The sequence below is a fragment of the uncultured Gimesia sp. genome (genome assembly GCF_937919775.1).
In the GTDB taxonomy this organism is placed as follows: domain Bacteria; phylum Planctomycetota; class Planctomycetia; order Planctomycetales; family Planctomycetaceae; genus Gimesia.
This window is the reverse complement of the sequence record NZ_CALFPF010000325.1, coordinates 1-18978: the sequence shown is the minus strand read 5'-3', so window position 1 is coordinate 18978 and position 18978 is coordinate 1. Positions and strand designations below refer to the sequence as shown.

Genomic DNA, 18978 nt, shown 5'->3' with positions numbered 1-18978 from the left:
GTATAATAAATATTCATAAAGTATGCTAACGTTTCGCACTGGAGTTGTTTATGGCTGTCTGCTTAGTTCCCGTGAATCAGGGTCGCCCGATTGTACTCGATAAGGCGATAATTCTTGTCGGACGCCATCCCGACTGCGATATCGTCATTACGGACAGCCCCAAAATTTCCCGTAAGCATTGTTGTCTGGCGATTGTGAATGACAGGCCGGTCGTACGCGATCTGGGAAGTATGAACGGCGTTTATGTCAACGGGAAAAAGGTGAATCAACAAGCCTGGCTCAAGCTGCATGACGAGCTGAAAATCGGCAACGTCGCCTATCATCTGGAAAATATCGGCGCTGATTTTCAGAAGAAAAATGGTGCGGATGGCAGCACGCCTGAGGGAGAAGATTCGCCGACCAAAGCGCCTTCTGTGCAACACTTCAAAAAGCCAACAAAAGACGTCGATATTTCGCAGCAGTTTCCCGTCGCCATTTCAGACAGCGGACAAAATGTCAGCTTCAATGAAATGCAGCCCAGTGATGAACTGGAAGGTGCTGACGACGAAGACGAGGAAGAAAATTATTCGGACAGCCACAACTTTGAAGGCACCGGCTCGAACGTCGAGTTTATTTCTTCTTGATCGGAAGCGGATCAGGCTTTACTTCAATCGTCCGGTTTTTCATTTGAAACAGGATTGGATGCCAGAATCGGAAGTGGGCAATCAACAGCAGAGTCAGTAACGTCACGCAACTGATCAACGCCCCGATCAGAAACCACCCCGATTGATAGGTCCAGATGACCTCATGTTTTCCCGCCGTCAGTTTGACGCCGCGGTACATGCCTTCAATGAGCTCCCCCTCTGCAGGCTGTCCATCCACATAAACTTTCCAGCCGGGATAATACAGGTCGGTCAGAATTAAAGTGTCTTCCGTCGGCGTGTCTGCTTCAATGATGACTTCATTCGCCCGATACTCTTTGATCGTCGCTGACTGTCCCGCCTCCGGCTGGGTCCAGGCAACACGACCGCGCGAGCCTTGCAGTTCATAAAAATAGACTGGCTCATCAAAGCGACCCCAGGCGGGATTGATGACCGCGTCGAAATCACTCCAGATCGGCTCGACGGGCCAATGTTCCAAATCCAGTTTATGCTGACTGAGAATATGTGTGACCCCGGCTTTACGGAGCCATTCGATCTGCTCGGGAGTCGCTGGTTCTTTGAACGGCAGCGGCTGTGGCATCGTCAGTTTTGGATCGAAATACTGTTCGGGGCCGATGCCCAGATACACGGGAGTAGACGCCACGCCGATCAATGTGGGCAGGTTGGCCCCCGGTGCAAACAGTCGCACGGGTTTTCCGTAATCTTGCACGAGTTTCCTCAGCGCGCTTTTTTGAAGCTGATTAATCGGAGGATTAGGAATGACGGCGGCGTAAGTCACATACCGACTGACCACCCAGAAGTCGGCAACGGTAAACAGGCAGACGAGCGACACACCCAGAAGTTTGACGGTGGAGTTCCAGTTCGCCACCAGCCGTTCCAGACAGACGCCGGCGATGACCGCGACGGCGAACGTGGTCACAATTCCATATCGGCCGGGGCCGGTGAAGAAGCTGAAACCGGGCAGGTGTTTCGTCAGCGGCAGGAACCAGCCGGGCGTGTAGAGCAGCGCTAACACTCCAATCACTGCTAAAAGTACAAGCCTGCGGTCGCCGGTCCACGCTTTACGCCACGTTCCGAAAATCAGCAGCAGCACGGCGGCGATGCCGAAATAAAGGTGTGCTTCCACCTGATTGGTGGCAGCGGTGCCCGGCGCGAGGCCGGCGTCGAGATTGACTTCATACGGATACCAGGCCCAGGGCGCAACAACTTGCGAGAGATACCAGACGGGAATGTGGCCGTAACCGGGTTGATGTGACAGTTCACCAACTTCGGCCCGCTGGCTTAACTGTTTCAGTTCCCAGGTCGGCGCCAGTTGGACTGCTGAGAGGGCATAAGCAGAGACAAAGGCCAATAGCAGCAGGCTGACCGTCAGACGTCGATACGGTTTTAACTGTTCGGTGCTTTCATCACGGCTGAACCAGATCCGGGCCGGGATGTAAACGAGTAACATCAACTGCGTGATAAACGCCAGATTGAAGTGGCCCGGCAAGATCTGCATGGCAAGTGCGAAACAGAGCAGAATCGGATAGCGCCACAAACGGGTTTGAAAAAACGATTCCACGCACCACAAAGTCAAAGGCAACCAGGCACCGCCGATGATGGCCCATTCCAGACAGATCCGCGAAGGAAACCAGCCGTAGGTATAAACGAGTCCGGCAAACAGAGCCGCTACCAGCGAATAACCGAGACGTTTCACATACAACGCGGTGAACACGAACGCCAGAATGTAATGCAGGATCTGAACGAAGTTGTAAGCCGCATTCACGGGCAGAAAGCGGTAGGCGAAGTAATTGAACGGATAAAAAGCGCCCGTCTGACTTTCGGCGACTAACGGAAAACCATGACCGATGTTCGAATTCCAGAGTGGAAATTCGCCCGCCTGCAGACGCTCGGCAAAAAACGTTTTCTGCGGGAAGAAGTAAGTATACAGGTCTCCGCCAATCAGACCGCCGCCCGACCAGAGACCGCCCCAGAAGATCCAGGTCAAACCGACAGCAGCGACCAGAATCAGTCCGGCAAATAAAGATGCACTGGGATTGGAAGAATCTTCAGGCGAACGCGAAGCGGTTTTTTTCTTGCTCTTCTTCGAAGATTGACTCACGCGACGGGACCCTGTGCTGACAAAATGAAAGGCGGCTGAATATTGATTGTATTCTAAGCCGCCCGCTCTGATGTCTCAACACACAGGACGCGGAACTTACTGACCAAACATGCGGTTCATGCGATCCTGGTGATAGGCCAGTCGCTGTTCGGAGTTCATGGAAGCAAAATCAGGAGCCCCGTTTCCGTTAGCAGCGGACTTCGTCGGCGCTGTTTTGCCGGACGTTTTTGTTGCCGGTTTGCCGTCTGTTTTTTGTGTGGGAAAGCTGAAGGTTTTACCATCTTCGCCGCCATAACTCATCACGGCAGTTTGATAGGTGAGATCGACTTCCAGGCTGCGCGTCGGTTTGATACCCAGTTCCTGCAGCACGCCATGATAGGCTTTGACGGCTTCGACCGGTTGAATTTTGTCTTCGACCAGAAACCGCAAAAATTGAATGAACGCCAGCTGGTGTTCGGCCTGATTGATTTTCCGTCCAAACAAGGCAACGCGTGCGCCGTATTTGCGGGCGTCGTAGATTAACTGGAACGCGTCAAGAGTGGTTCCCGCGGAGCCGCCCAAAATTCCGACAATCAAATGCGGATCGTAGGCGACCAGTTCCTGCATCGCCCGCGGTCCGTGATAAACCATCTTCAGAAAGGTCGGTCGCCCTGCAGTCGCCACGCCGGCCAGAGTTCGGGCGATCAGATCGTTAATAAATCCGGGTGCGGTATCTGCGGCGACGGCGTTGCTGGTATTGGGGTCAAAAATTTCCAGGAAGTGGCGAAACTTTTTACGTTCGGCTTCTTCCCGAAACTCTTTGTAGCGTTCGAGAGTCTCAAGATCATCTTCGAGATTGTTATTGAACGTGACCGAATACAGGCCGAGGTCGGCACCGTAGGCACGTTCTTCCGGTTTGCAGTCGAGATGCCCGCATTGAATATGATCCAGACTGGCCGAGCGAAACGGCTTGGCCGCCGGGATGTGAATTTTGCCGCCCCGAGGCACATGTACGTCGGTCGTATCATTGGCCCGGGCTGCGGGAGTGATGGGCGAATTGTCGAACAGGCGTTCGTCAATCGTCAGCTTTTCGCTGGTGCTGGCAGACATCAACACGATGTCGACCACTTCCTGCTGGATCACTTCACGAATCTGCTGTCGGTATTCCGCCAGCGTTTTGTATTTGAGTTCCTGGTCGTGTCGTTCCGGAGATAAGCCGGGCGCACCAATACCAAACGCCATGTCGGCGTCTTTGGCATCGGCGATGATAAATTCTTTCGAGCCGCTGGGGTCAGCGTGAATCGACTGAATTTTTCGATCAAGAGATTTTTCCATCAGACAATCATTTCAAATCAAAACGCAATAAGGTTGAACGCAATTGTAATTTATCGATCGACAAAATGCTTCGGATCAGCCGAGCACTTTATCGACGGTTTCTCTGAGCACTCTGCCTGACTGAGTGAGTGCCAGTTGTTCTTTTGGCCAGAGTTCAATTTCCAGATGTTTGACCACACCCGAACGACCCAGGACGGTGGGTACGGAAATGCAGACATCCCGCAGACCGAAGGCACCATTCTGCAGTGAAGACACAGGCAGAATCCGATGCTGATCCAGGGCGATGCAATGCACGACATCAGCGATGCTGACGCCGACCGCAAAACCGGCTCCTCCTTTTTTCTTGATGACTTCGGCTCCGCTGCCTCGTGTTTTCTTTTCGACTTCGGAAATCACTGTCGGGTTACAGCCGGGGAATTTGTCTAGAGGCAGACCGCCAATTTGAGCAGCCGACCAGATGGGAACCATGCTGTCGCCGTGTTCGCCGAGAATCAGTGTGGAAACCTGAGACGGCGGCACATCCAGACGGGCTGCCAGCATGCTGCGGAGTCGGGTCGTGTCGAGAACCGTACCCAGACCGATCACCTGTTGCGGTGGCAGTCCGAGTTCTTTCATGGCCAGATAAGTCAGTACGTCGACCGGATTCGAAACAACGAAGATAATCGCTCCCGGTTTCGTGCCGACGCGTTTGATGTCTGCCAGAATGCCTTTGAATAATGCGACATTCCGGTTGATCAGATCCAGGCGGCTTTCTTCGGGTTTACGTCGCAGACCGGCGGTGATCACGATCACATCGCTGTCTTTGACGAGTTCGGTTCCACCAGCGTAAATTTTCTGGTCGGCGGTTAACGAGCTGCCGTGCAGTAAGTCCAGCGCCTGGCCTTCGACCAGATCCTGATTCACGTCGACCAATGCAATTTCCCGGACGATGCCTCCGGCCTGTAATGCGAAGGCGGCACAGGAGCCTACGAGTCCGCCACCACCGATAATACTGACATTCATGATCAATTCTTTTCTATATGACGATGTAATGTGTGTTTAATTAAAATGCTCAGCTGCGAATTATTTTCCCAGTGCGGACATGACCTGTTCTGTGATCGCTTTGATCAACTGCTCAGAGTGACCACCATTGGCAGCAGCCGGAGTCGCTGACTGTGTCGACGGTTTCTGCAGGTATCCCGGATAGCTGGGAGCAGGTTCAAATGATTTCTGCTGAGGAATTCCTTCTTTATATCCGTCACGGAAAGCACTGTTGCCACACAGGTCGCAGTCTTCAACGTGGAAACGGGGATCATCGAAACCGAGTTTCTTCTTGAGATCGAGCAGTTCACGTGTTTCGGTTTCAGAGAAGTAACTGACGCGTCCCAGTTGCTTGGACAGCAGCAGGATGTTGCAGTAAGCGTCCAGGATTTCGGTTTTCCAGTAAGCGTCTTCCAGAGATTTACCAAAGGTGACGGTTCCGTGACCGGTCAGAATAATCGTATTGGTGCCCCCTTTGAGGAACGGTAACACGGTGTCGGCAAATTTCTGTCCGCCCGGTGTTTCGTAAGGTGCCATCGGAACTTCGCCCATGAATACTTCGACTTCCGGCAGCACACACTGAGGAATCGGCTCGCGGGCGACGGCGAAAGCTGTCGCGTGCGGGGGGTGACAGTGTACGACGGCTTTCACATCGGGGCGTTCTTTCATGATCGCCAGGTGCAGCAAAATTTCGCTGGTCCGTTTGCGGGTACCGGCAATCTGGTTTCCATCGAGGTCGACGGCACAGATGTCATCGGGTTTCATGAAACCTTTGCAGATCATTGTGGGGGAGCAGAGAACTTCGTTTTCGCCGACGCGAATCGAGATGTTTCCGTCGTTGGCGGCAGCAAATCCTTTGTTATAAACGCGACGTCCGATTTCGCAGATTTCTTCTTTCAGCTTTCGGTCGTGAATTCCACTGTTCCATTGATTTGACATTATTTCTGCTCCAAACGTTAATTAAAAAAATGTGTATTCAGTAATTGTGATTCGATTAGTAAACTTCGACCTGATCCAGAATCGCCGACACATAGGCGTCAATCGGTTTTACACCAGGATGAAAAGGAGCGGCTGCTTCTGCTCCTTCGCTGACTGCAATCTGGCAGCCAGGCGAAGCACCCAGCTCATCGTAAACGATAAAAGGTTCTGTCTTCTTCTTTTTCTTTGTATTCAGTTCGTCGCTCATTAAAGGAATCGCCACCAGCCATCGGGCACCATCCAGACTGGGATGCTTGCGTGAAAGTGTCACTTTTCCGATCACTTCTGCGATTTTCATAGTTCATTTCCTGCGGCAGGTTATTTTCCCTCGGTGGGAACGCCTGCGCTGACAAAAGTCTTGATTAGGTTTCTGAGTTCAATAAATGATTTCTTATCCGGGTTCACGCAAATCAGATTCGGGCTCATGTGTGTGAAAACGGTTCTTAAATGGTTCACATCCTGGATGGCGGCCGCTCTCACTTTCTGATTGCGATTGGCCAGGCAGGCTGCTTTTTCTGCCGCTGAAGCAAACAGGACCACTCCTGCTGCATCGGCGCGACACAAACTGCTGATCGCGTTGCTGGCTGCTTCTTCCAATGAAGCACTCAGTTCCTGCGACCAGCGTGAATTCGTCTGTTGTTCAATTGTTTTCAGTGCATTCTCAACGGCTGCCGAGTTCGACAGTACAATCGCCCGCCACGGTGTCCCCTGATTTGCTCGCGGAACGCCGACGGCTGTGGGACGATGCACGCTGACTTTAAACTCACGCAGATAATCTTTCGCAGCAGGCGTCAGGATGGATCCCGCAGCGATGCCCACAACCGATTGCCCTTTGGTTTTTTCTGCCAGCAGATCGGCGGTGATGACTTTCTCAGACAGAATGACTGAAGCGTTTAAAGTGGCTGCAGAGGGTGCGCTACCCGTGGCTTGCCCTGCCTTCCCCTGCCGGGAAAGGGCCGACAAAACATTGGCGACAACCTGATTGACCAACTCTTCAGTAAACTGCATAACGTTAAAATTCACTTACTTTTTTTATTCGATGATTCATGATCGACGACACCCAGCGTGGCCCAGCGAACGGGAGTATTATCAAAACCGACCATCTCCTGCACGGTGGCACCGTCTGAAGTGAGCAGGACAATATCTCCCTTGCCGCACCCCATCTGGTCGATGACCAGCTCAGGAAATCCGTCTGCGTTGCCCTGGATGTCGAGTGTCTGAACCAGCAACAGACGCCAGCCGGCAAGACTGGGATGTTTTGCCGTTGCGGTTGCTCGTCCTATGACTCGTCCTGTCAACATTGAATTTCATTCCTGAGGCGGTAATCTGCTGTTTTGTGGAGAGAACTACGGTTCCGTCCACGTTCTGTTGTATTAAATGACTCTGAAATGTCCCACAGTTGTGGAACGACGGAAACGTGTGAATGTCATTGGATTGGTAACTCCTTCACCGGTCGGAGTTGCAATGCTGAACGATCCATAACCTTCGCCGCCATTACCCAGAGCAGCCCCGCAAGGACCATTCTGCACGAACAGCGTAGTATCCATGATGCGGCCCATTTTGGTAATCGTTTCAATATTGCGTGAGTGGATCATGCTGGTGTGTCGGAATCCGTGTTCGAATTCTTTGGCCAGTTCAATTCCGTGGTTCGCATTGCGGCAGCGAATAAACGGTACGAAAGGCATCATCTGTTCTTCAGGCACGAACGGGTTGTTCGTATCGGTTTCGCCGTACAGCAGTTGTGTTCCGGCGGGGACGCTGACACCAATCAAACCGGCCAGGACAGAAGCGTCTTTGCCGATCAGATCACGGTTGAGCACAGCGTGTCCGCCTGGTTCTGTGGGAGGCGAGAATGCCAGCGATGTCAATTGAGCGACCTGCTGAGAATTCAACTGATATCCGCCATGCCGTCCCATCGCGGACATCAGTTCGTTGAAAATGCTTTCGACAGCGAAGACTTCTTTTTCGCCGATGCATAATAAATTGTTATCGTAAGCGGCCCCGATGATGATCGATTTGGCGGCGTTGTCGATGTCGGCTGTTTCATCTACTACAACCGGCGGGTTACCAGGGCCGGCGACAATCGCACGTTTCTTGGCAGCCAGAGCGGCACGGGCAACGCCCGGACCACCGGTGACGCACAACAGAGGCACGCCTCGATGATTGAAGATGGCATCAGCGGTTTCGAGAGTCGGAGTTTTCAGGATCGTGACCAGATTCTGTAAACCGGTCGCCTGATAGATGGCCTGATTAAAACGTCGTACCCCTTCGCAGGCGATTTTCGCTCCGCCGGGATGCGGGTTCACGACCAGTGTATTGCCGGACGCAACCATGTTGATGAAGTTACAGGCCAGTGTAGGCAGGCTGTGTGTGACGGGAGTAATCGCACCGATCACGCCGAAAGGAGCGTATTCGGTGATGCTGATTCCATTATCTCCGGAAACGGCTTCCGTCCTCATGAATTCCATGCCGGGAATACTTTTGATTAACTTCAGTTTTTCGATTTTATGATCGAGGCGACCAATTTTGGTTTCTTCCAGTTCCAGGCGACCCAGCTCATCGGCTTGTGAATCGCAGATCTGGCGTACGATTTCGAGTGCTTTCGCCCGATTTTCCAGAGAGGAATTGAGCAGTTGTTTTTGTGCTTCATTGGCAGCAGCCACTGCCTGATCGACGCTGTTAAAAACGCCCCAGTCGCCATCCTGCTGTGGAGCGGAACCGTAACCGCCGCGTTTGTTGAGTTGTGATAACACTTCCTGTACGACACTACGAATGGCTTCTTCAGTCGCCTGCATAATCTATTTCTCCCCGAGCAGTCTGGCTTTGAGTTTGAAGGCTCAATGCCGCTGTCTCAGTCTTTAAAATTTCAGTTTTGGTTTTCCAGGGAATAGTTTTCCATCTGGTTGCGAATCCATCCGTCCAGTTTTGATTTTGTTGGTATCGAGGCAATCATGACCAGCAGCAAAATAGCGACGGGCACAAAAGCCAGTTTCTGGTTTTCCACCAGCACGGCGACGAGATTCAGCATCGCGGCACCTTCCAGTAACGCCATTCCAATAATCAGTCGCGTAGTAAAAATCTGATAGTAAGTCCCCAGCATCTGTTCTTCATCCTGATTTCTTTCCGCTTTGGCTGTTGCCATTGCCTGACGAAACAGGTTCCGAGCCACGATGTCCGGAATAATCAATCGCAGTACCAGCATTAACGCTGCCATACCCATCCCCAGATAGGTGATGATGGGTAAATCGTCACCGGGTTTCTGCTGGATCCCGGTAAAAACGATGATCACTCCAAACGTCACCACACCCATGACCAACGCAAACCAGATGACGGTCATGACCATCTGTCGTTGCTGCAGAGTCGGCTGTGGTAACTGGCTGGACATGGAATGCATTCTCTTGAGGTCACTTATTTTTCTGTCGAGTTAAAAATTTCTTTGGAACCGATGTGAACCTGATCGACGATGCCGATGATGGCGGCGTCGATCGGCAGCGTTTTGGTTTCCGGTGTGAAGCGGGCCGAAGACCCCTGCACACACAGCACGACTTCACCCTGCCCTGCTCCCACCGTGTCGACGACGACAAAAGATCGTCCTGTAGGAGTCAGATCACTCTGGTCTTTTTCGTTGACGCGCAACGGTTCGACAATGAACAGCGTCTGGCCCACCATCGTTTCGGCTTTTTGAGACGAAACGATGCTACCGGTAATACGTCCTATAAACATCGAACCAACTCCTGTAAAATCCTGAAAAGGATAAGCGTCACTTCCGGCGTTACGAACGACCTTCGATGACTTCCACTGTTTGCCGTCCGACAACAATTTCCTCATTGGTCGGCACAACCCAGATTTGCACGTTGCTGTCGTCCGCCTGGAGTTGTGACTCTTCGGCGGCTGACTTGTTCCGCTCCGCATCCAGACGGATTCCCGCCCATTCCAGATTGCTGCAAACTTTTTCTCGTAAACTCACGCTGTTTTCACCGATTCCACCCGTGAAAACAATCGCATCGGCTCCACCGAGTACCGTCAAGTAAGCTCCCAGGTAATGTCGGACTGCAGAGTGAAACACACTGAGTGCCAACTCTGCCCGTGCGTGACCGTTGGCTGCCGCTTCTTCCAGATCGCGACAGTCGCCACTTAATCCGCTCATTCCCAACAGACCACTCTTGCTCGACAAATCCTCCAGAAGTTCCGCCAGAGATTTTCCGGTGGCCTTCATCAGGACAGGCAGAGCAAACGGATCAAAATCACCCACACGATTATTATGAGGCAATCCTGTTTGTGGACTCATTCCCAGACTGTTGGCTTTTGAGACACCGCCTTGCATGGCACACAAAGAGCTACTTCCCCCCAGGTGACAGGAAATCACCCGCAGGTCATCCCGACCGGTTAACTCAGCCATACGAGTGCCGATATAACGGTGGCTGGCACCATGAAAGCCCCAGCGCTGAACTTCGTATTCTTCCTGCCATTGAAAAGGAATGGCATAGGTACGATTTTCAGCAGGGATGGTTTCATGGAACGCCGTTTCCAGAGCGGCAACCAGCGGGATTTCAGGAAACGCCTGCCGCAGTTGTCGCATGGCCCGGGCATATGGAGGATTATGAGCTGGTGCAATATCTGCCAGCGCCTCCATCTTGGTCAGTAATTCTTCATCTACCAGACGTACGCCACTTAAGTTTCCGGCAAAGACGGCTTTGAATCCAATTCCGGCGACTTCATCGGCTGAACTGAGGCACCCCCATTCGGGGTTGGTCAGTTGAGACAGACACAAGTTGACGGCGGCTGCATGGTCGGGCACGTTTTGTTCGTGCTCTTCCCGATGCGAACCAATTTCGACAAAGCAGTTGCTCTGTGCTCCGCCGATCCGATCAATGCCGCCGCGTGCAAGCTGCACTTCAGCGGGCATATCGAACAGGCGATACTTGAAACTGGTGGAACCTAAATTGGCTACAAGTACTTTCATTGCAGGAATCCATTCTGTGACTTAAAGACTGGTGTTTCGACTTCCATTTCCCCGATCCGCACCACGTGTGTTTTTCGGGAAGAACCAACAGTACGCTGTCTTAGATAAAGTTTGACATCAGACCTTCAGAGGGGCGTGCGATCACGTGTGCGCCAACCAGTTCTCCGATTTGAGAAGCAGCAGCAGCACCAGCGTCAACGGCTGCGCGAACCGAGCCGATATCCCCTTGAATGACTGTTGTGATATAAGCACCACCAATTTGAATCTGGTCAACCAGAGTCACGTTGGCAGCTTTCAGCATGGCATCGGATGCTTCGATTTGAGCAACCAGACCTTTTGTTTCAATCAGACCAATAGCTTCTGAACTCATTTTGTCCTCAATCTTTTTAATTGTGATGGGTTGGGCTGAACCGCCTGTTGCTTCATACCAGTTGAACGTCAACTGGTTATGATCATCGTCGTTACGATCAGATTCAGGGATGTCAGCCGTCAATGTTCCTAACCCGTTATTTATTTCTTGGCAGCAGCAGATTTATTCGGCAAAACGCTGGCAAGTTCTTCGTGAGGACGTGGAATCACTTGAACGCTGACCACTTCACCCACTTTACTGGCAGCAGCAGCACCGGCGTCTACAGCAGCTTTGACAGCAGCGACATCACCGACGACAAATGCGGTAACCAGTCCACTACCGACCTTTTCCCAGCCAATCATCTGTACGTTGGCAGATTTCAACATTGCATCGGCGGCTTCAATCAGGCAGATGAGCCCTTTTGTTTCCACCATTCCCAGGGCTTCCATTGCTTTCGCCATGAGTCAGTTCTCCTTTTTAGAGATAGTTAAGAAAAAAACAGTTCGTCATTTCTTCAGAGCCGGCATTCGGTTCTGAAACATTATTAAAGCAATTCCTCTGCCTTGGAGATCAGAGGAATATGTTTCTGAGTTCAACCTTAGTTGTGTTTGCATTTGCAGGATTCAGGAACAAACAGATTCACTGAAGTCGCGTGATCCAGGTCGATGGCGTTGCCTTCATCGGTATCGATGTGAATTTCCAGTTTGACTTCCGGATTTTCACGCACGACCACTTCTTCCAGAACCGTCGTGCAGCCGGGAGATTCGACTCGCAGATGTAATTTATCGCCGTTGGCACAGCCGTAGTATGCACAGTCGGCGGGCGACATGTGTACGTGCCGGGCAGCGCGGATCACACCAAATTTGAGTTCGACAACTCCCTTGGGACCCATCAACACACAACCGGGGGTGTCTTTGAGGTCGCCACTGATGCGAATGGGAACATCCAGTCCCAGCGAAATTGTATCGGTAAAGGCGAGTTCCACCTGAGTATCGCCGCGGCAAGGGCCTAAGACGCGTACGTTGGGAATCATGCGACGGCGGGGGCCGACGACGGCCACGGTCTGGGTCGCAGCGAAGTAACCAACCTGATACAGGTCTTTCTGAACTTCGAGCTGGGCCCCTTTGCCAAACAGGATTTCCAGATGTTCCTGTGAAAGATGAATGTGCCGGGCTGAGATATTGACTACCAGCGGGTTCGGGGCAGCAGAAGGAGCCGGGGATGCGAGTCCTCCGAGCTGTTGTGTCAAAGCCTGTCGAACCAGTTGTTCAACCTGCGAGCGTGATATTGAATTTGTAAGCTGTGTCATAATAAATGGATCTCAATTTCTTGAATTGAATAAGAGTAATGTCTTCAGGAGAGAGGTCTTTTATGTTTCCACAATGGTCAATTCGATCCCTGCGTTTCGGATCACAGACTTCCATTTCTCTGAAATTCCATCATCGACGACGATATGGTCCACCGTATTCAGCGGACATAAATAGGCCAGCGCCGAATGGCCGAATTTGGTACTGTCTGTCACAACAATCACTTCTTCTGCTGCTTCAAACATTTGCTGTTCTGTTTCCACCAGCAACATGTTGCTGTTGTAAAGTCCGTTCTCTGTAATTCCCCCGACGCTGATAATGAGTCGTCGCACGTGGACACTCTTCAGCGAATCGACGGCCGTCTTCCCTAAGGCTACTCCCGTTTTGGGGAACAGGAAGCCTCCAATTAACATCAAATCTATTTGTGGCTGATTGACCAGCAGATTGGCAATCGGCAGTGAATTCGTAACGACTTGTAGTTCTTTTCCCACCAGTTGCCGGGCGACTTCCAAAGTGGTTGTCCCCCCATCCATCAGCACGGCCTCTCCGGGAGAGATCATATTGGCTACAGTTTGAGCAATCAGCCTTTTTTGCCTGGACGACATAAAAGACCGATCTTCAAACGTAGACAAAGATTCCCCACTATAAGCGGCCCCGCCACGGGTCCGTCGGATTTGACCGATTCCGTCAAGATACTCCAAATCCCTTCGAACAGTAGATTCAGAGGCACCCACAGAATCCATCAAATCGACAAGAGACACAAATCCCTTGTTTTCGACAATCTTTAAGATGCTTTCCCGTCTTTCGTCAAGCAACATTGACATGCAAACTCCTCCTGAGACGATATAATTCCCTAGAGAGTATGGCTCACAAAATGCGGTAATTCAATCATCATTTTTAAAATAACACCAGATCCTTTCAATTTCAATCAAAATCTGTCAGTTGTTTTGAATTTTCCTAAAGACTTCATCTTACCTAAAGAAAATATTCACCTTAAGCAGGAAATCGCTAAAGCTTCGCCAGGCATCCTGTTTTAAACGAGTCGCTGCCTCGATCGGCTGAGGAATCTCAGGTCTGAAACCGTACGAATCGATCAAATCTTGGGGCAATCTGCCGTGCGGGACCAAACCGGCTCTGCTCAAGAATATGACGATTTTACGGAATTGGCGGATTCCATCGGGCTAATTCTGATGCTCATGCCGGTTTTGCGTAAAACAGTGACATCAGCGAATCGGTAAGCGTCGATCAGAAATGAGGGAACCACGGGCAGGGAGCGCGCGTCGGTCGAAGTTGTCAGGGAGGATCATGGTGAAGCTGAAATTTCAAATGGCTGCCTCGGCAGCCATCGTCATTTTCAGTGGTTGTGCCACAGGTCCAGAGCGTCATACATCAACGCTGCAGGGTGAGCAGCCGACTGTGAAACGTGATTCAGCGTTAGAAGAATCGCCGTATGTTCTCGCGCTCGAAGAAAATGGTTTTGCTGAACCGGAGCGAAAGGTTCCTGAGACAGCCACGCGACAGGTAACCCACGAGCAGGAAGTCGAAATCCCGTTCGCGCAATTTGAGTCGGTACTCCCCCCTGAGGTTGATGCTGTAGCAGAGCAAGGCGCGGAATTGTCATTACAGGCGCTCGAAGAAATGGCGCTCTCCCACAATCCCACATTGATCCAGGCGATGTCACAGGTTGAAGCGGCTACCGGAGCTGCCTTTCAGGCGGGGCTTTATCCCAACCCGGTCGTAGGCTACGCGAGTGACCAGATCGGAATTGCAGGGACCGCGGGGGAATTGCAGGGTGCTTTCGTTTCACAGGAATTTGTGAGAGGTGGTAAGCTGCAACTCAGTCGTGCAAAATGGTCACAGGCGGCCCGCATCGCGGAAACGAATCGGTCAGCTCAATACGATCGCGTGCTGAACGATGTCCGCATTCATTTCTATAAAACACTCGCGGCGCAGCAGCTTGTCAAAATTCAGAAAGAGCTTGTGGCGAATGCGGAAGATAATGTCCAGACTCATAAAGAGATGCTCAATCTGGGGCAGACGAATACTCCCGGATTACTGCAGTCAGAAGTCGACTTGCGTCAGAATCAGTTGAACCTGCAACGCGCCGAGAACGACCTTCAGCAAGCGTGGCGGCATCTGATGGCGATGGTGGGCACGCCTGAACTGCCCCGTTCCCCACTGAGTGGCAGGCTCGAACCGACCGATGAAAAACTGGATTGGGAAACTGCTTATCACCATCTGATGCTGCACAGTCCCGAGATTATTGCGGCCTGTGAAAAGATAAGACACGACGAAATCACAGTGGAGCGGGAACGCGTTCAACCCATTCCCAATCTTCTGGTCGACGTGAATTTCGGTCACAATTATGAAACGGACAACTCCGTGGCTGGCGTCACCGCTGGTCTTCCCCTGCCCATTTTTGACAATAACCGGGGCACTATCGATCAGGCTTTGGCCGACCTGAACCGATCACGGGCTGATGTGAAGCGGATCGAGTTAACATTGAGTGTCAAGCTGGCTGAGGAATACCGCCATTATCAGACCAACTGGCAACACATCCAGGCTTATCAGAGCGAGATGTTACCCAAATCGAAACAGGTCTACGAGATATTGCAGAAAAGTTATGAGATGCGGCGTGCTACCTGGCCTGCTGTGCTGATGGCACAGCGAAACTATCTGGAATTACAGAGGCAGTATACCAGCACACTGTTAGAGTATCGTGTCACGGATATTTCCATTCGCGGTATGTTGTTGACGGGCGGGTTAACTCAACCCCCCTCGCCGCTGGGCGGTGGCCATATCAACTCTGTTCCCAAACCACGGTAATGGTTTCGTGTTGTAAGAATCAGTTTCACCACAAAACAACGATTCATATTTGATGCCAGTATTTGATGAAAGGCCTCTCATGAGCACTCCCAAAGATCGCAGAAACTTTCTGATGCAAGGAGCGGCTGCTACAGCCGGGCTGTTCGCCACCAGTTCCGTTTTGGCCCAGAAAGCGGAAACGGCTTCTTCGTCCGGCGATTACAAAGGTCAGGGCGGCGAATATCCCCGCCTGCATCCGGGACTGGGCGGGCCGGTGGGCAGTCCCACCGATCGGGGCAAACTCGTCCCCGGATTACGTCAGCCCGGACTGCCACCCGTTCCAATCACTGCGCCGGATCTGACAACGACGAGTGGAAAAATGGTGGATGGCGTCAGAGAATTTCGGATTCGCGCCACTCCCGTGCGCCGCGAACTGCTGCCAGGCATCTGGATGAACGCCTATGGTTATAATGATCAGTTTCCCAGCCCCGTACTGGAACTGAACCAGGGTGATCGGGTGCGGATCATCTTTAAGAATGAACTTCCCGAGCCAACTACGCTGCATTCACACGGACTGGAATTACCAACTTACATGGACGGTGTTCCCTTTGTGACGCAAAACCTGGTCAAACCGGGTGAGACGTTTGTGTATGAATATGACGTGCATCAGGAAGGGAGTTTTTTCCTGCACGCACATGTGGCGATGCAGGAAGCGATCGGCATGATTGTTCCTTTCATCATTCATCCCAAGGTCGCGTACGACCCTGTCGTGGATCGCGATTTTGTGCTGGTGACGCAGCAGTTTTCGATGCTGCCTGATGCGGACATTCCCAATACACAATCGATGGACTGGAACTTTATCACGGCGAACGGACGATGCGGTCCGTTTACGACGCCGCTGGTCTGCAAACTGGGAGAGCGGGTACGTATTCGATTTATTAATTTCAGTACCCTGCACCAGCATCCTATGCATTTGCACGGCCACACGTACTGGGTAACTGGGACTGAAGGGGGCCGCATTCCCGAGTCGGCCTGGATTCCCGGTAATACGGTGATCCTCGGCGTAGCACAGTCGCGGGATGTGGAATTTATCGCGAACAACCCCGGCGACTGGGTGCTGCATTGTCACATGTTTCACCACATGATGAATCATATGGTTTCGCAGGTAGGACCGATCATCCGGCAGATGGAAAACAAACACGGTTCCAAAGTCCCCGGTTATCCGCAGATGATGTCCAGCGCGAAGTGGACGCCGGAAGAAATGCATCAGATTACCAGTCGTCGTGAAACACAAGGCATGCGTGAAGGCTGGTATCATGGAGTGCACGGTTTATTCACGCTGCTGCGTGTTCTCCCGCCTGAGTTATACGATAAACTCATGACGACCGACGATCCGATTCCGCCGAACTCCAGCGCGCCCCTCAATCCGCCGCCGGGAAGTCAGACGATTTAGCCTGTAGCCAGGTTGATTGTAGTCATTCGAACGTGTCTCATACATGGATCACGCGCTCGTAAAATCGGACGAGTTTTCATTTGAGGAACATCGCTGCTGGAATTACTCTTCGATGACTGCGCGGCGATTGACGATTTTGATTTTGCCGGCGGCGAAGAGTCGGATCATCTGGGGATAGAGTTCGCATTCGGCCTGGAAGACGTTGGCAGCGACCTGATCCGGCGTGTCGGTCCCTTTCACGGGAACCGTTTGCTGGCCGATGATCGGGCCATGATCGTATTCATTGTCGGCAAAGTGGACCGTACATCCACTGACTTTCACGCCGCGTGCGACAACAGCTTCATGCACTTTGTGTCCGTAAAAACCGTGTCCGCAAAAGGCGGGGATGAGTGCCGGATGAATATTCATCACGCGGTACTGGAAATCATCGGGAATATAGATCAGGGAAAGATATCCGGCCAGCGTCACCAGATCCACTTCTGCCTCGCGACAGAGATCAAAGATCGCTGTGCTGAAAGCGTGAATATCAGGGTAATCGCGTCGGATAATGACTTCGCAGCGCAGTCCCGCTGCTTTGGCTTTGACAATGCCGCCACAATCGGGGCGGCTGGCAATGACCAGCGGGACTTCAATTTCCAGTTCCCCGGCTGCCTGTTTTTCCAGAAAGTTCGTGAGGGTAGTCCCGCCGCCGGAAATCAGGACGGCCAGCTTTAAAGGGCGATTTAAAATGGGAGACAGAGTCAGTTCCGCGTTCATGTTGATGGTGCAATATTCGTTAAAAGGTGAAGTTCATTCCGGCTGTTCATCGTCGGATTTTGATTCTGGTGGGAGTGTCGGTTTAGCGGGCTCGGGTTTTATTGGTTCTGATATCGTGGATGCCGGTCTGGTTGTTGCGGGTTTTGATTCAGGTTTCGACCCCAGCCGGTCAAAGCTGACCTGATCCTGGCTGGTCTGCACCCGTTTTTCTCTGAGTTGTTTGTCTTTTTGGCTGGCTTTCCACATCGCAAATGCGACTCCGGCGATCAGCACGATCAGCCCCCCGGCCAGCAGCGTTGAAAACAGTTGGCCCCCTTTTGCATCGATGGTCTGAGGAGACCATTCCAGTTGCTGCGCCAGAATCAGGGGGGCCACCCGTGTCGTATCCTGGGCATTATAAACATACATCTTGAAGAGGTAGCCGGTGACTGTGACATGGTCGATGACGTCGGTCCCCTGGGGCAGCCCCGCTTCCAGCGATTTGGGTACTTCGGTACAGATTACTACGGTCGGATTCTGTTGCGAGTCGTCGGTAAATAACCAGGCTTCATAAAGTGTCGTGATGCCGTATTCATTTTTTTCTGCAGGATAATGAATTAATTTCCGGACCCGGCCCGTTAACGTTACCAGTCTGCCTTTATAGCGGCTGCTGTTTTTGAAGATATCCGGAAAGAGGGGCAGCTTGAGCTGGGGGTGTTCCCGGAATGTTTTGAGTTCTGAGCGGCGTTGCTGCAAGTTGAATTCCGCGGCCTGTTTCTGATCTTTCAGGCTGGTCTCGCGCAGATGCTTGAGTACATAGTAATACAGTGCCTTTTCTTCAGCCCGAATGCCAAACTCATATTTGTCCTGAACTTCATTGAATAAAGAAGGAGCGAGCTGGTCCGGGAAAGGCCTGAAAGGATCTTGCTTTGGTTCGTCGGCGTAAGTCGAAAACGGAGCGAGCACGCCAATCAGCACTGCCAGTACCTGATTTCTGATATACGACCGCATAATCTACTCCCGGGGTTTCACTTCATTAAGTTCTTTAATATAAAACAATTATGACAATTGCATGCTGACTGTATTCTGTCGTCAGAGAGGCGATTTGTCGAGCTTAAAAATAATTGGTCCCTTGCGGTAGTGCGTGGCGTAATTCCTTATTTGACAAGAGTTTTTGGCGAGCAACGCCTCTCAGAGAGCATTGACACAAAACAGAGGATCTCTATAATTCCTTTCAGCAATGAGTAGAGTTACTGATTTCTTTTTGTTTTTCCGGGGTGAGAACGATCCCGGGAGCTGTCTATGATGTCAT

The 18978-nt window shown here is 51.7% G+C and carries 20 protein-coding genes; 3 read left to right on the top strand and 17 right to left on the bottom strand.

Annotated features, from left to right (window positions below):
* Positions 1–50 precede the first annotated feature (50 nt).
* Positions 51–623 carry an FHA domain-containing protein gene (locus Q0294_RS09040; RefSeq protein WP_299463633.1) on the top strand — a complete coding sequence of 191 codons (573 nt, stop codon included), beginning with the start codon at positions 51–53 and terminating at the stop codon, positions 621–623.
* Here the strand turns inward: Q0294_RS09040 and Q0294_RS09035 are convergent.
* The 15 genes from Q0294_RS09035 to Q0294_RS08965 form a co-directional block, all read right to left on the bottom strand.
* A complete protein-coding gene (locus Q0294_RS09035; RefSeq protein WP_299463629.1) occupies positions 610–2742 on the bottom strand; it encodes a YfhO family protein in 2133 nt (710 codons plus the stop codon). The two genes, Q0294_RS09040 and Q0294_RS09035, sit on opposite strands and share 14 nt — an antisense overlap.
* A gap of 96 nt (positions 2743–2838) precedes the next feature.
* A complete protein-coding gene (locus Q0294_RS09030; protein ID WP_299463626.1) occupies positions 2839–4056 on the bottom strand; it encodes a hypothetical protein in 1218 nt (405 codons plus the stop codon).
* Positions 4057–4131: 75 nt separating this feature from the next.
* A complete protein-coding gene (locus Q0294_RS09025) occupies positions 4132–5058 on the bottom strand; it encodes a lactate/malate dehydrogenase family protein (RefSeq protein WP_299463623.1) in 927 nt (308 codons plus the stop codon).
* 60 nt (positions 5059–5118) lie between these two features.
* Positions 5119–6015 carry a class II aldolase/adducin family protein gene (locus tag Q0294_RS09020; protein WP_299463620.1) on the bottom strand — a complete coding sequence of 299 codons (897 nt, stop codon included), beginning with the start codon at positions 6013–6015 and terminating at the stop codon, positions 5119–5121.
* 55 nt (positions 6016–6070) lie between these two features.
* A complete protein-coding gene (locus tag Q0294_RS09015) occupies positions 6071–6352 on the bottom strand; it encodes a EutN/CcmL family microcompartment protein (protein ID WP_299463618.1) in 282 nt (93 codons plus the stop codon).
* Positions 6353–6372: 20 nt separating this feature from the next.
* Positions 6373–7062, bottom strand: a complete 690-nt coding sequence (locus Q0294_RS09010) for a hypothetical protein (protein WP_299463615.1) — start codon at positions 7060–7062, stop codon at positions 6373–6375.
* 11 nt (positions 7063–7073) lie between these two features.
* Complete coding sequence (locus Q0294_RS09005; RefSeq protein WP_299463612.1) at positions 7074–7355, bottom strand: EutN/CcmL family microcompartment protein; 282 nt, start codon at positions 7353–7355, stop codon at positions 7074–7076.
* Between the two features lie 72 nt (positions 7356–7427).
* On the bottom strand, positions 7428–8849 hold the full coding sequence (locus Q0294_RS09000) for an aldehyde dehydrogenase family protein (protein WP_299463609.1): 1422 nt from the start codon (positions 8847–8849) through the stop codon (positions 7428–7430).
* A 71-nt stretch (positions 8850–8920) separates the two neighbouring features.
* Positions 8921–9439: a hypothetical protein gene (locus Q0294_RS08995; RefSeq protein ID WP_299463606.1), complete on the bottom strand. Its 519-nt coding sequence runs from the start codon at positions 9437–9439 to the stop codon at positions 8921–8923.
* A 23-nt stretch (positions 9440–9462) separates the two neighbouring features.
* The gene (locus Q0294_RS08990; protein WP_299463603.1) at positions 9463–9777 is read right to left on the bottom strand and encodes a EutN/CcmL family microcompartment protein; all 315 of its coding nucleotides are present in this window, start codon (positions 9775–9777) and stop codon (positions 9463–9465) included.
* Between the two features lie 49 nt (positions 9778–9826).
* Positions 9827–11017 (bottom strand): acetate/propionate family kinase, encoded by a 1191-nt coding sequence (locus tag Q0294_RS08985; protein ID WP_299463600.1) that lies wholly within the window; start codon positions 11015–11017, stop codon positions 9827–9829.
* Positions 11018–11117: 100 nt separating this feature from the next.
* On the bottom strand, positions 11118–11387 hold the full coding sequence (locus Q0294_RS08980; protein WP_299463597.1) for a BMC domain-containing protein: 270 nt from the start codon (positions 11385–11387) through the stop codon (positions 11118–11120).
* 140 nt (positions 11388–11527) lie between these two features.
* Positions 11528–11827 (bottom strand): BMC domain-containing protein, encoded by a 300-nt coding sequence (locus Q0294_RS08975; protein WP_366917939.1) that lies wholly within the window; start codon positions 11825–11827, stop codon positions 11528–11530.
* A gap of 137 nt (positions 11828–11964) precedes the next feature.
* Positions 11965–12675 carry a phosphate propanoyltransferase gene (pduL, locus tag Q0294_RS08970; protein WP_366917938.1) on the bottom strand — a complete coding sequence of 237 codons (711 nt, stop codon included), beginning with the start codon at positions 12673–12675 and terminating at the stop codon, positions 11965–11967.
* Positions 12676–12735: 60 nt separating this feature from the next.
* A complete protein-coding gene (locus Q0294_RS08965; RefSeq protein WP_299463591.1) occupies positions 12736–13497 on the bottom strand; it encodes a DeoR/GlpR family DNA-binding transcription regulator in 762 nt (253 codons plus the stop codon).
* Between the two features lie 481 nt (positions 13498–13978).
* Between Q0294_RS08965 and Q0294_RS08960 the strand changes: the two genes are divergently transcribed.
* Entirely contained in the window at positions 13979–15499 is a 1521-nt protein-coding gene (locus Q0294_RS08960) for a TolC family protein (protein ID WP_299463589.1), read from the top strand.
* Positions 15500–15578: 79 nt separating this feature from the next.
* A complete protein-coding gene (locus tag Q0294_RS08955) occupies positions 15579–16931 on the top strand; it encodes a multicopper oxidase domain-containing protein (RefSeq protein ID WP_299463587.1) in 1353 nt (450 codons plus the stop codon).
* A 102-nt stretch (positions 16932–17033) separates the two neighbouring features.
* Here Q0294_RS08955 and purN read toward each other — a convergent pair whose 3' ends face one another.
* Together purN and Q0294_RS08945 are read right to left on the bottom strand one after the other, a co-directional pair.
* Complete coding sequence (purN, locus tag Q0294_RS08950; RefSeq protein WP_299463585.1) at positions 17034–17687, bottom strand: phosphoribosylglycinamide formyltransferase; 654 nt, start codon at positions 17685–17687, stop codon at positions 17034–17036.
* Between the two features lie 33 nt (positions 17688–17720).
* Entirely contained in the window at positions 17721–18677 is a 957-nt protein-coding gene (locus tag Q0294_RS08945) for a hypothetical protein (RefSeq protein WP_299463583.1), read from the bottom strand.
* Positions 18678–18978: the final 301 nt, after the last annotated feature.